The organism is Alteromonas confluentis (assembly GCF_001757105.1).
GTDB lineage: Bacteria > Pseudomonadota > Gammaproteobacteria > Enterobacterales > Alteromonadaceae > Alteromonas > Alteromonas confluentis.
The window spans coordinates 28,829-41,666 of record NZ_MDHN01000006.1; the positions used below are offsets into that span (position 1 = coordinate 28,829).

Below are 12,838 nucleotides of genomic sequence, written 5' to 3' on the forward strand. Positions count from 1 at the left end.
TTAGGATAATTGGGTCAAAAGCCTGACAAGCACTGTCAAAATGCTGTCATCTGAGTGTCACAGAATTACAAACCGAGATCTCATACGATTGTTGTAGTAATAAAGGTAACTTTTGCCGCTTAACCCCGCCGCCGGGAAGATATGATGCTCTGAGAAGATTAAACCTCTATGCCGATGGTATAACCATACGAAACCTGGCATTTAGAGACATCATGATGGCGTAAATAAACAGTGACTGATTAAATCCCATATAGTCGTGCAAGCGGGGAGGCAGTCAAGTAAACTGAATGGCTAACTGCTCTAACTCCATTAATCCTACTGGATTAATTTTTATTGAGACTGATGTGACAGATTCGAAAAAAAATGTGCGTGCTACAAGTTTAACAGAAGGTGATGTTGGCACCATTTTGAAGCGCATGACCATTCCGATGATTCTGGGAATGATCATGATGATGAGCTTCGGCTTGGTGGATACCTTCTTTGTCAGTTTGCTGGGAACGGAGCCCCTGGCAGCAATTAGTTTTACTTTCCCGGTAACGTTTACCGTGATTAGTCTGAATATTGGCTTAGGCATTGGTACCTCCGCCATAATCGGTAAGCTTCAGGGCAGCGGCAACCTGGAAGAATCTCGGGAATATGCGACTAGCTCACTGATGTTGTCATTTTCATTGGTCGGTGGGTTAGCCGTTATCGGTTATCTTACCATCGATCCTATCTTTGCTTTACTTAATGCCGATGCGTCATTAATGCCACTCATTCACGACTACATGACATTATGGTATCTCTCCAGCGTGTTTCTGGCTTTGCCGATGGTGGGTAACAGTGTATTGCGCGCCAGTGGCGATACCCGTACACCCAGTATTTTAATGGCTGTAGGAGGCGGACTTAACGCTGCGCTTGATCCTATCTTTATCTTTGGTGTAGGCCCCATTCCAGCCATGGGCATAGAGGGGGCTGCTCTGGCAACCTTACTCGCCTGGATTGTGGGAGCAGTTTGGATAATTTGGTATATGGCGGTAAGAAAACAGTTAATGGTGCCGCGCTTGCTTACGTTTAGCGAATTAAAGAAAAGCGCGCTGCCGGTTTTACGTATAGGTTTGCCTGCTGCCGGTGCTAACATGTTAACCCCCATTGCCGGCGGTGTAATGACGGCGGTGGTGGCAAATTATGGTGCAGAGGCAGTGGCTGCATGGGGAGTTGGTAACCGGCTTGAATCGATCGCCTCTATTGTCATTCTGGCATTATCAATGACGCTGCCGCCCATTATCAGCCAAAATGTGGGAGCCAGTTTATATGACAGAGTGGAAGCGTCTTATCGCCTGACACTGAAGTTTGTCGTTTTCTGGCAATTACTGGTGTTCGCCATTCTGTGGCTATTATCGGACTGGATCGCTACCTCGTTTGCCGAAGAAGCTGAAGTGGCGTCTTTAATTCACTTATTTTTAATGATTGTACCATTGGGATATGGCTTTCAGGGCATCATTATATTAACGAATTCATCATTGAACGCGATGCACCGCCCGATGGCGGCGTTGGTGCTCAGTTTCATCCGATTATTTATCTTCTACGTACCAGTATCCTATGCGGCCAGCCTGTTCTTCGGACTCAAAGGCCTATTCTGGGGCGTAGTGGCTGCCAATCTGTGTATGGCAACGGTGTCCTATATTTATTTTAACCGGGCGTTGTCTGAACATCGTCAGGAACCAGGAGAGCAAACAGCATAATGAGTAGAGGCTTTGAACTGCAATCCAAATATCAGCCAGCGGGCGACCAGCCAAAAGCAATAGAAGCGCTGGTTGACGGGCTTGAAAGCGGCCTGGCGAGTCAGACATTATTGGGGGTGACCGGCTCCGGTAAAACCTTCACCATGGCTAACATTATTCGGGATGTGCAGCGTCCTACGCTTATTCTTGCTCACAACAAAACGCTGGCAGCACAGTTGTATGGCGAAATGAAAGAATTTTTCCCCAACAACGCAGTGGAATATTTTGTTTCATATTACGACTATTACCAGCCAGAAGCCTATGTGCCGAGCACCGATACTTTCATTGAAAAAGATGCCTCGATAAACGATCACATTGAGCAAATGCGGCTATCTGCTACCAAGGCGCTAATGGAGCGTCGAGACGTAGTTATTGTAGCCAGTGTGTCGGCCATTTACGGTTTGGGCGACCCCGAATCCTATATGAAAATGTTGTTGCACCTGCGTCAGGGTGACACCATGGATCAGCGTGACATTTTGCGCCGTTTAGCAGAGTTGCAATATAAGCGCAATGATTTGGCATTTGAACGAGGCACATTCCGTGTGCGCGGTGATGTGATTGATATCTTTCCGGCTGATTCTGAGAAGCAGGCGGTGCGGGTTGAGTTGTTTGATAGCGAAATCGAGAAAATCAGCTTGTTTGATCCGCTCACCGGCGCGGTGGATAAATCCGTAGTACGGGCAACGGTATTTCCTAAAACCCATTACGTGACACCCAGAGAAAAAATTCTCAATGCCATTGAAGATATCAAAGAAGAACTGAAAGGGCGCAAAGCGCAGTTACTGGAGAGTAATAAGTTACTAGAGGAACAACGGATTTCTCAACGTACTCAGTTCGATGTAGAAATGATGCTGGAATTGGGTTATTGCTCGGGTATTGAAAACTACTCACGTTACCTGTCGGGTCGTGCACCGGGCGAGCCGCCTCCTACCTTGTTGGATTATTTTCCTGCCGATGGTTTGATGTTTATCGATGAGTCTCACGTAACCGTATCGCAGATTGGCGCTATGTATAAAGGCGACCGCTCGCGAAAAGAAACGTTGGTGGAATTCGGATTTCGTTTGCCTTCGGCCCTGGATAACCGGCCGTTGAAGTTCGAGGAATTTGAACAGATCTCCCCGCAAACGATTTACGTGTCTGCCACCCCGGGTGATTATGAACTGAAAAAATCCGACGGCGAGATTGTCGAGCAGGTAGTACGTCCAACCGGTTTGCTTGACCCAATCATTGAGGTGCGCCCTGTAGCGACTCAGGTAGACGATGTGTTATCTGAGATCCATAAACGTGTGGCGCTGGATGAACGCGTGTTGATCACCACGTTGACGAAACGGATGGCAGAAGATTTAAGTGAATACCTGAATGAGCACGGCGTTAAAGTACGTTATCTGCATTCAGATATCGACACCGTTGAACGTATCGAGATCATCCGCGACTTGCGGTTAGGGAAGTTTGACGTACTTGTTGGTATTAACCTGTTACGGGAAGGTCTGGATATGCCAGAGGTTTCTCTGGTGGCTATTTTAGATGCCGATAAAGAAGGTTTCCTGCGTGCAGAGCGCTCGCTGATCCAGACAATTGGTCGCGCAGCTCGACACGTTAATGGTAAGGCAATCATGTACGCGGACGTGATCACCAAGTCGATGAAAAAAGCCATCGACGAGACCGATCGTCGCCGCGCGAAGCAAGAAGCACACAACAAAGCAAATGGTTTAACGCCTCAGCGGCTGAACAAACCCATCACTGATATCATGGATCTCGGTGGTGACGGTGCCCATCCTGCTTCTGGTAAGGTTAAACTGCGTAAAGTTGCGGAGAAAAAGAAAGAGCTGCAGGCTGCCAGTGCAACCGACTTGATGTCTCAAATTGCAGATTTGGAGAAGAAGATGTTCGAATATGCGCGAGAGCTTGAGTTTGAAAAAGCCGCTTCGACCCGAGATGAAATTGAGACCTTGCGTAAACAAGTCGTCGCCATTTCTTAACGGTTTTATCCTTCCTACGCGCCTTTATAAACCGCTTTCTATGTTTCAGTTTGATTAAAAAGCGGTTTATCGCTAAGAAACTTGCAAAATAGCGTTGTAATCCCCGTGACAGTTACATATTATGATTCTAAAGTATTCATAACTATACCTATAAGTTCAGGGATTGCGCCATGTTGAATCGTTTACAAGAATCAGACATTAAATTGCTAAGGGTTTTTTATGCGGTAGCCAGTTGTAACGGATTTACTGCTGCAGAACCTGTATTAAGAATGCAGCGTCCGAATATTAGTGCTGCAATCAAAAAGCTCGAAGAACGTTTAGATTTGGTACTGTGTCATCGCGGCCGGGGTGGTTTTCAGATGACCAAAGAAGGTGAGGTGGTTTTCCAGGAAACGAAGCGCATCTTTAATGCTTTCGATAACTTCGTCTTTAACCTTAAATCCCTTCACGACGACTATTCTGGTCATATCACACTGGTAATGATGGCGGGTCTGCCACTGTCTATGCACCTTGCCGTCAGTAAAGCAGTGAAAAGTACGATGAAGAAGTTCGACGACATTCACGTGAACATTCAGACGCGTCTTTACAACGAGGTAGAGCACGTAGCGCTGTCTGGTGAATGCCACCTGGTTATTTCTACCTACGATATGGTGAAACCTGAGTCTGTTACTTTCCATCCTGTGGGCGTTAACTGTACTGGGCGTTTGTACTGCTCACCAACGCATTCGCTGGCAAAATACCGTGATGTCTCGTTACCGGAAGATATCAAGATTAGCGATTATCCTGCGATAGGTATTTCTGGTTTGTCTTCGGCGAACTATATCGAAGATGATCAACGTTTAGCGATTCAGACTTTTTCTGATTCATTTGAAGCGGCGTTGTCAGCCATTATGACCGGCGAATACGTTGGTTTGCTGCCAGATTATATTGCTAAAGAGCAGGGCGCTAGTTTAGGGCTTGTGCCAATTGCGAAGGGTAGCTTGTTCAATTTCGAACACGAATTGTTTGTAATGAATGGCAAAAACACTCGCCTCAATCCGGTTCTGCGTCATTGTATTAAAGAGCTCGGTTATTTTATTTCTGAAAGTCAGAAGTAAAAATCGCAAATTAATAAGAAAGCGGGAAATGTTATCACTTCCCGCTTTTTTTGTTGTTAGGTCAAGCTAGCTTATCCGAAGGTACGCGTTAAAGCCCGCGCAGCATCTAGTCTGCTTTCAAGGTTAACAATGCACTGCTGGTTTTTGCTTTTAAATGCTGGCTGCTGTTTAGCAGGAAAAGCCTGCTGGCTTTTATGTCAGCTTCATTTGCAAGAAACACCTTCACGGCTTTCGCCCGTTCTGCCGCCAACGCAAATAAATCCCCATCGGATATCACTACCTGATTTCTCAGTTGATTGTACATGGCGATGTGCAAAGCGCGGGTCACTTCATCTTCTTCGGGCGGGGTGTCTTTGCCTTGCTGAAGTTGTGCACGAAGGGTTTCACGCTCGGTTTCCACCGACTGTCCAGTGCGTTCACTAAACAACTGCGCAACCGCCTGTGACAGTGGTCCCTCAAGGGGAATTTCGCTGGCAGAAAAGTTGTCAGGCAAGCTTTCTAGTCCTGCCGTTTTTACCAGATCACTGTTCAGACGATCGATTTTCATCTGCCTGGTATCATTCACTTCGTTCACGGTGCCTTCAATGCTTAAGCGAAGTCCCGGTCGTTGTCTCAGTGCGTCTGCCAGGGTTTTTAGTTTCTCGCTTGTGGCGGTATTCAGAGTGACGCTACCGGCAGAGAAGTCGACTTCGTTGAGTTCATCTTCATCACTTCCGACAAGGTTAGCCAGGAATGAAAAGGGGGCGGTTACCGCTTTTTTGAAGATGTTCCCCAGTGCATTGAAAATGATCGATCCGAAGCTAAACGCGGGGTTATCCAAATCACCAGAGACTTCCAGGCCCAAATCAATTACGCCATCGCTATCTTGAAGTAGCGCGACGGCAAGGCCAAGGGGAAGACTCAACGCCTGCTCGGAATCACTTTTTCGCCCTAACGTGAGCTGATCAATAACCACATGGTTATCACCCTCCAGTTGATTATTTTGGAGCTTATATTCAACATCAAGCGACAACAGACCGGCATCAATGTAGTAACCCAAGTATGTACCGGCGTAAGGGTTTATCGAGGTCAGTTCAGCACCACTTACAGAGAAATTAAGATCAAGGAAGATGTCTTCCACCAGCGGGTTCAGTGCGCCTTTCAACGATACCGGGGCGTAATTATCGATCTTGCCTTCAATATCTACCTTCGCCGCGGTGCCAGAGCGGGAATATAAGTCGGAAATCGAGCCATTTAACGATTCAATCCCAGAAGCAAAGCGGGGAGTGAGAGAGTTATCTGCAAAATAGGCACTGCCATTTTGGATGTCGATACCGTTTATTTTGACTAGTAGCGGCGTGGTTTTATCTACGACGGCTTCGCTTTGCGCTTGTTCTACTTGCTCACTGGGCGTGGAGTCAGCTACGTTCGTGTCGGTACTGTCTCTTTTGATAATTGCCCCTATATTAGTGCGGCGCTGTTCATCAATGAGCAGTTTACCGTAGGGTGCTGTAAGCCCGATATTATCCACAAGCAGTTCGTTATCGTCGCTGCTATAACGAATGCCAGATACTTGCATGTCCTGCCATTTTAGTAAGGGTTCAAAATGCAGGCCGTCCAGAATGTTTAGTGACGTGATGCCCGCACTACCGTCAAACAGAATACTGCCTTCCTTATTCGCTTTAAAATGCCCCTGAGCCGTTGCGGTACCTTCAGTTAAAGACACATTGGCGAACGGTGTGATGTAAGGCTGAAATTGACTCAGGCTAAGGTTTTCAAGTGAAAAATCACCGGTAAAGCTGAGGGTATTGATATCTGCTTCGCCCGATGTTGAAAGGGTACCGGCATGCGCTTGCGGCACGTTATCTGGGTCACCGGCAATACCAAACCCAATTTCGTACTTTACGGGTTGACTGAAATCAGACCGTATTGCGCCCGTCATCACATCGAGCTCACTGACTCGCCAATTTACCGACTCCGCAATGTGTTTTTCTGCCAGTTGAATATCACCGTCGCGGAGAGAAAAAGCATTCAGTGTAACGAGCCAATCATTGGCGGAAGTATCAGGCGCTGAGGTAGAGGAACTTTGTGATGGCGCGCTAGCCGATGTGGCGTTTTTTACGCGAGGCGTAAATATAGCAACTAAATCTACATTACCTTCGTTATAAACCCCATTCACTGTAGGGCGCGCGACTGTCAGTGATTCAATATCAATCCGGCTACTGGCCGTGTCCATGGCCAGCCCTTTCAAAGCAATTTCATCGACGGTGACTCTTTCTTTTTCACTGTCTGATAGTGCCAGTTGAGATAAGGTCAGGTTACCGTTCCCTGCTTTTAAATTGATGCCATCGGCTGTTTCGGCAAGACGGTACTGTACATTGAAATTTAAAAGTCCGCTGCTGAGTCTGGCCTCAATGATGTCTTCAGATAACGGCCACAATGGCGGCAGGTTGATATTGTTTAATCTGATTTGTCCGGCAACTTCGAGCGGTGCCAATTGGAACAAACCATCGAAATGAAACTTGCCGCCATCGTTGGATTCGATATCCAACCGGTAACGATTTTTCAGCGCGTTTTGTTCAACTTTCTCAGGTTGCAACGAAATGGTGGAGCGCGTATCGAGGTTAGCAAGGTCCAGATCTAAATCAGGATACGACAAGGTTGCACCGGTAACCTTATCGGCTAATTCAATATGCCCCTTTTGAAGATGAAACGCGTCCAATCGAATATGTGGAACAGCGGTTTCCGGTGATGATTGCTGGGTTGCCTGCGGCTCTGGCTCGCGGTTTTTTGCCAGGTGGTCGAGGATATCAGAGAAATTAAAGCGAGTATCTTCTCCCTCATCCAAGCGTTCAATTTTTGAATAGGGCGCTATCAGGTAAACATGTTCAACGGTTGGCGTAAACGACATGAGGGTACGCCAAAAGCCAATATCAGCTTCCAACAGGTCGAACTTAACAAAGGTATCATCGCTACTGTCTTCGGCAATAGCAAAGCCCGACACTCGGGCCCGCAATAAAAAGGGATTTATGCGAATTTTATCGATACTGACTTGCCTTCCCAAAGTTTCTGATAACGACGACGGCAGTTTAGATTGTAAGACGAGTGGTGTGATAACCCCCACCAACAGTGCATAAAGCAGATAGGCGAGTATCAGGTAAGTGCTAAGCCGAAGCCAACGAGGAAAGCGGGAAAATGCGGTAGTCAGATTTTTCAGAGCCATGATAACGAGATTGCCAGGTTAGGGTGGCGGGACTCATAGGCAGCCCCGCAGAATGCGTTAAAGATTGCTAACTAATTTATCCAGACCACTGCGGAATAAAGATTGGGTCTGTTGGCCTTCTTCTGATTGTAAATAGGTGCTTATTTGACTGACAAAACTGCTGATCATTTCTGGCGTCAGCCCCAGTGCTTCAAATTGATTTTTAAGATCGTTAATCGACTTCATCGAACCACTGTATTCGGAAGCTTTATTTAACAATCCGGACAAAGAAGAGGATTTGCCAGACGTTGAGCCTGCAGTGGTTGTCTCAGGTACCATGCTCATTAAGCTGTCTAAGCCCGGTAAACTGTCAGACAGTGACGAGAAATCACCGGAAGATAAATTTCCCTTAACATAGTTAAACACAGACGCAATACCACCTTGCGACTGTGCTTCCGTTACGCCCAGGTTTTCTGAAACGCTGGTAACCAGCCCCATAATATCTGTGCCCTGTAGATCCATTAGCGCTGATGTGGTTGCGGTGGATTCGGCGGGTTTCTTGCTATTCAGTAAACCGGACAATGTTTGTTGATTCACACCTGCATAGGCGTGTGATGACATCACCAGTGATACGGTAATAGCGGCGATTGATAATGCTTTCATACATTACTCCTGTTAATGATTAGGCTTCGTATGCCAGCGGGTCAGTAGCCTGATTGTCACGGAATGCTTCAAGACGCTCCTGACAAGCACCACATTTTCCGCAAGCTTTTTCCCTGCCGTTATAGCAGGTCCAGGTTTTTCCGTAATTCAGTCCCATCTGCAAACCCGCCGTAAGAATAGCGGTTTTGCTTACCTTCAGGTAAGGCGTGACAATTTCAACGGCTTCGTAATTAGCAATAGCGCATACATCATTCATTTTTTCAACGAATTCGGGACGACAGTCCGGATAAATGGCATGATCGCCTGAGTGGGCACCGTAATATACCTTGGTAGCTTCTTCACTTACCGCGTAGCCTACAGCCAGTGAAAGCAGGATCATATTACGATTGGGCACCACGGTGGTCTTCATTGATGGCTCTTCATAATGACCTTCTGGTACATCAATGTCGTCGGTTAATGCAGAGCCGCCGACCAACGCGTTAATCGCTGAAATATCAACGATTTTGTGCGGCACATTTAATTCGTCACAAACACGGGCTGCATAATCAAGCTCCTTTTTATGACGTTGTCCGTAGTTGAAAGACAGCGCATACGGTTTTTTCCCATCGGCAAGCGCTTTATGCAGCACGGTAAATGAATCCATGCCGCCGGAATAGATAACAATGACTTTTTCAGACATAAGTTTCGTTTTTTTCGCGAAAAGATGCCTGAATTCTATTTGATTCTTGGTAAAATCCCAACCTGAATACACCACAGGACCACCACATTGCCGCAAACTCAGCTAAAAATTAATGAAATGTTCGAAACCATTCAGGGTGAAGGGGTACAAACCGGTTTGCCTTCTATCTTTGTCCGCCTTCAGGGGTGCCCTGTGGGATGTCCATGGTGCGACACTAAACACACCTGGACGCTGGACGACGCATTTCTTACTTCTGCCGATGCGGTGTTAGACAAAACGCAAGAAAGTGAAGCCTTCTTCGCCTGCACTGATGGCGCGCTATTGGAAATATTTGCAAAGCGCGGCTATAAGGCACGCCATGTGGTGATCACTGGCGGTGAGCCCTGTATGTACGACTTAACCTCGGTGACATCACTGCTGCATGCGCGCGGCTTCACCACGCAAATCGAAACAAGTGGTACCTTCGAGGTGCTTTGCCATGAGGATACCTGGGTAACCGTGTCGCCCAAAGTCGATATGAAAGGCGGCATGCCGATTCTGACCAGCGCATTGCAACGAGCTAACGAAATTAAACATCCGGTGGCCATGCAAAAGCATGTGGATGAGTTAGATGCACTGTTGGCGCGTTTAGGTGACGCGCAACCGGCGCACATTTGTTTGCAACCTATTAGTCAGCAGCAACGTGCAACCGATTTGGCGATTGCGACTTGTATTGCCAGAAACTGGCGTTTATCGTTACAAACACACAAATACATCGGTATCGAGTAAAGGGAAGGATGTCGCTTATGCGCAAGTGGTTCGCAGTCTCACTGCTGTTATTAAGCATTAATGCGCAGGCCGCATTATGGTCTATTACCTATCCTCGACCTATAGACGACAAAGATTTACGTACCGAATATCCACTGGCGCTGTTAACCTTGGCGCTGGAAAAAACCGGTGTGAAGTACAGTTTGTTGCCCTCCGAGCGTATCATGCTGCAGGGGAAGGCACTTCGCCAGTTGCGTGAAAATCGCGAGGTGAATGTGGTTTGGAGCATGACTGACAGTCAGCGAGAAAAAGATCTTCTCCCAATTCGTATTCCGTTGGCCAAAGGGTTAATTGGCTGGCGGGTATTCCTCATCAACGACATGAATGAGGCGCGATTTAGCAAAGAGATGAGCAAAAATGACTTGCTCAAACTGGTCCCTATTTCAGGTGAAGAATGGCCAGATACCAAAATTTTGCAGGCAAACGGCTTTAATGTTTTTACTGTTCCGTCTTATGGCAACGCGGCTGAAGTGCTCGAAACCCACAAGGCTGACTTTTTTCCTCGCTCGGTGATGGAAGTGCTTAATGAACTGAATGCCGATACCATGCCCTCGGATATCATGTTAGAGAAAAACGTCGCCATGTATTACCCCACGGCGCTGTATTTTTTCGTCAATAAAGGTAATACAACACTGGCAAGGTTAATTGAGACAGGCCTTAAAATGGCCATTGAAGACGGCTCTTTTGATGCCCTGTTTATGTCGACGTATGAAGATGCGTTAAAGCAACTGGATTTGTCGAATCGCAACACCATTGTGCTCGACAACACCTTGTTGCCTGAACAAACCCCGCTGCAGGACTCATCGCTCTGGTACAAGGCGTCTCTCGATAACCAGGATAATCCCTGACAGCTCGGTCACTTATTCTTTAAATTGGTATATTGCAATACAAAAAAGCCCGGTCAATGACTGGGCTTTGTATTTCTATGTATGCAACTTAGTGGCTTTTGCCCGAGTGCACATCTTTCATAGAACGACCTGATGGGTCAGCGTTGTTCTTAAAGCTTGCATCCCACTCCAGTGCTTCAACGGTGCTACAAGCGATTGATTTGCCGCCCGGTACACAGCGTGCCGCGCTTTCTTGCGGGAAGTAGCCTTCAAAGATAGTGCGGTAGTAATACCCTTCTTTGGTATCAGGCGTGTTCACCGGGAAGCGGAATTCTGACGTAGCCAGTTGTTGATCAGACACTTCGGTTTCTACGAAATCACGGATAGAGTCGATCCAGGAGTAACCTACACCGTCACCGAACTGTTCTTTTTGACGCCACAGTACTTCAGGCGGCAGCGTTTTGCCATCGTCGAAGGCTTTACGCAGGATCCATTTTTCCATGCGGCCATCCACACACATTTTATCTTGTGGGTTCAGGCGCATTGCCACGTCCATGAAGTTCTTGTCGAGGAACGGTACGCGCGCTTCAACGCCCCAGGCGCTGGTGGCTTTGTTCGCACGGGCACAGTCAAACATGTGCAGGCGATCCAGTTTACGTACTGTTTCTTCGTGCAGTTCTTTGGCGTTTGGTGCTTTGTGGAAATACAGATAACCACCAAAAATTTCGTCAGAACCTTCACCAGACAGAACCATTTTGATACCCATGGCTTTGATCTTACGGGTCATCAGGTACATTGGCGTCGCGGCACGAATGGTGGTGGTATCGTAAGTTTCCAGATGATAGATAACGTCACGAATGGCATCCAAACCTTCCTGAATGGTGAAGTGGATTTCGTGGTGAACAGTACCAATCATGTCAGCTACTTGTTTCGCTGCTTTTAAGTCTGGTGCACCTTCAAGGCCAACGGCAAAGCTGTGCAGACGAGGCCACCAGGCATCAGACTTGTCTTCGTCTTCAACACGCTTAGCAACGTATTGGGCGGCAACGGCAGAAACCAGAGAGGAATCCAGACCACCAGACAGCAGTACTGCGTAAGGTACGTCAGACATCATGTGCGACTTAACGGCTTTCTCGAAAGCCACTTTCAGGTCGTCCAGGTTAGTCTCGTTGTCTTTAACGGCGTCGTAGCTCATCCAGTCGCGCTTGTAGTACTTAGTCAACTCGCCGGTTTTGCTCCACAGGTAGTGGCCCGGAGGGAATTCACTGATAGTTTTACAAATTGGCGCCAGCGCTTTCATTTCTGAGGCAACGTAGAAGTTGCCATGTTCATCGTAACCGGTGTACAGCGGAATAATACCGATGTGGTCACGGGCAATCAGGTAAGCATCCTGTGCTTCATCGTAGAGGATAAAAGCAAACATACCTTCCAGTTCATCAATGAACTCAACACCTTTTTGCTCATAAAGAGGAAGAATAACTTCACAGTCCGAACGGGTCTTGAAGTCGTAAGGTGTTGCCAGATTCTGGGCAAGCTGTTTGTGGTTATAGATCTCACCGTTAACGGCCAGGATCTTATTATTATCCTGGCTGATGAGCGGCTGAGCACCAGTGTCTACATCGACGATGGCCAACCGTTCATGGCACAGGATGGTATTGTCATTATTCCAGATACCCGACCAGTCAGGGCCGCGATGACGCAGCAACTTTGTATAATCTAGCGCTTGGGTTCTGAGTTCAGACACGTCGGTCTTGATATCAAGGATACCGAAAATACCACACATAAAACGGGTTCTCTCTTGTCACTTGTTGAAAATAGGATTGTTTTTTCTGTCGGGTCGCT

At 47.2% G+C, this 12,838-nt stretch carries 9 protein-coding genes; 5 read left to right on the forward strand and 4 right to left on the reverse strand.

Translation table 11 applies throughout. The features are described 5' to 3' along the window. Positions 1–344 precede the first annotated feature (344 nt). The 3 genes from BFC18_RS02705 (at position 345) to BFC18_RS02715 (ending at position 4,839) form a co-directional block, all read left to right on the forward strand. Positions 345–1,724: an MATE family efflux transporter gene (locus BFC18_RS02705; protein ID WP_070123696.1), complete on the forward strand. Its 1,380-nt coding sequence runs from the start codon at positions 345–347 to the stop codon at positions 1,722–1,724. Beyond that, positions 1,724–3,742 (forward strand): excinuclease ABC subunit UvrB, encoded by a 2,019-nt coding sequence (gene uvrB / locus BFC18_RS02710; protein WP_070123659.1) that lies wholly within the window; start codon positions 1,724–1,726, stop codon positions 3,740–3,742. Before BFC18_RS02705 ends, uvrB begins: the two co-directional genes overlap by 1 nt. A gap of 170 nt (positions 3,743–3,912) precedes the next feature. Next, a complete protein-coding gene (locus BFC18_RS02715) occupies positions 3,913–4,839 on the forward strand; it encodes a LysR family transcriptional regulator (protein WP_070123660.1) in 927 nt (308 codons plus the stop codon). 106 nt (positions 4,840–4,945) lie between these two features. Here the strand turns inward: BFC18_RS02715 and BFC18_RS02720 are convergent, their stop codons facing one another. The 3 genes from BFC18_RS02720 to queC are packed head-to-tail and all read right to left on the reverse strand — an operon-like array spanning position 4,946 to position 9,362. Then, entirely contained in the window at positions 4,946–8,041 is a 3,096-nt protein-coding gene (locus tag BFC18_RS02720; RefSeq protein WP_070123661.1) for a DUF748 domain-containing protein, read from the reverse strand. 57 nt (positions 8,042–8,098) lie between these two features. Beyond that, complete coding sequence (locus BFC18_RS02725; RefSeq protein ID WP_070123662.1) at positions 8,099–8,683, reverse strand: DUF2780 domain-containing protein; 585 nt, start codon at positions 8,681–8,683, stop codon at positions 8,099–8,101. Between the two features lie 19 nt (positions 8,684–8,702). Beyond that, positions 8,703–9,362, reverse strand: coding sequence for a 7-cyano-7-deazaguanine synthase QueC (queC, locus tag BFC18_RS02730; protein ID WP_070123663.1), 660 nt, complete (start codon positions 9,360–9,362; stop codon positions 8,703–8,705). Positions 9,363–9,479: 117 nt separating this feature from the next. Here queC and queE point away from each other — a divergent pair, with 117 nt between their 5' ends. Further along, positions 9,480–10,130, forward strand: a complete 651-nt coding sequence (gene queE / locus BFC18_RS02735; RefSeq protein ID WP_070123697.1) for a 7-carboxy-7-deazaguanine synthase QueE — start codon at positions 9,480–9,482, stop codon at positions 10,128–10,130. Positions 10,131–10,147: 17 nt separating this feature from the next. Then, complete coding sequence (locus tag BFC18_RS02740) at positions 10,148–11,017, forward strand: type 2 periplasmic-binding domain-containing protein (RefSeq protein WP_070123664.1); 870 nt, start codon at positions 10,148–10,150, stop codon at positions 11,015–11,017. 88 nt (positions 11,018–11,105) lie between these two features. On the opposite strand, the gene asnB is transcribed toward BFC18_RS02740, so the two are convergent. After that, positions 11,106–12,779: an asparagine synthase B gene (asnB, locus tag BFC18_RS02745; protein WP_070123665.1), complete on the reverse strand. Its 1,674-nt coding sequence runs from the start codon at positions 12,777–12,779 to the stop codon at positions 11,106–11,108. Between the last annotated feature and the right edge of the window lie 59 nt (positions 12,780–12,838).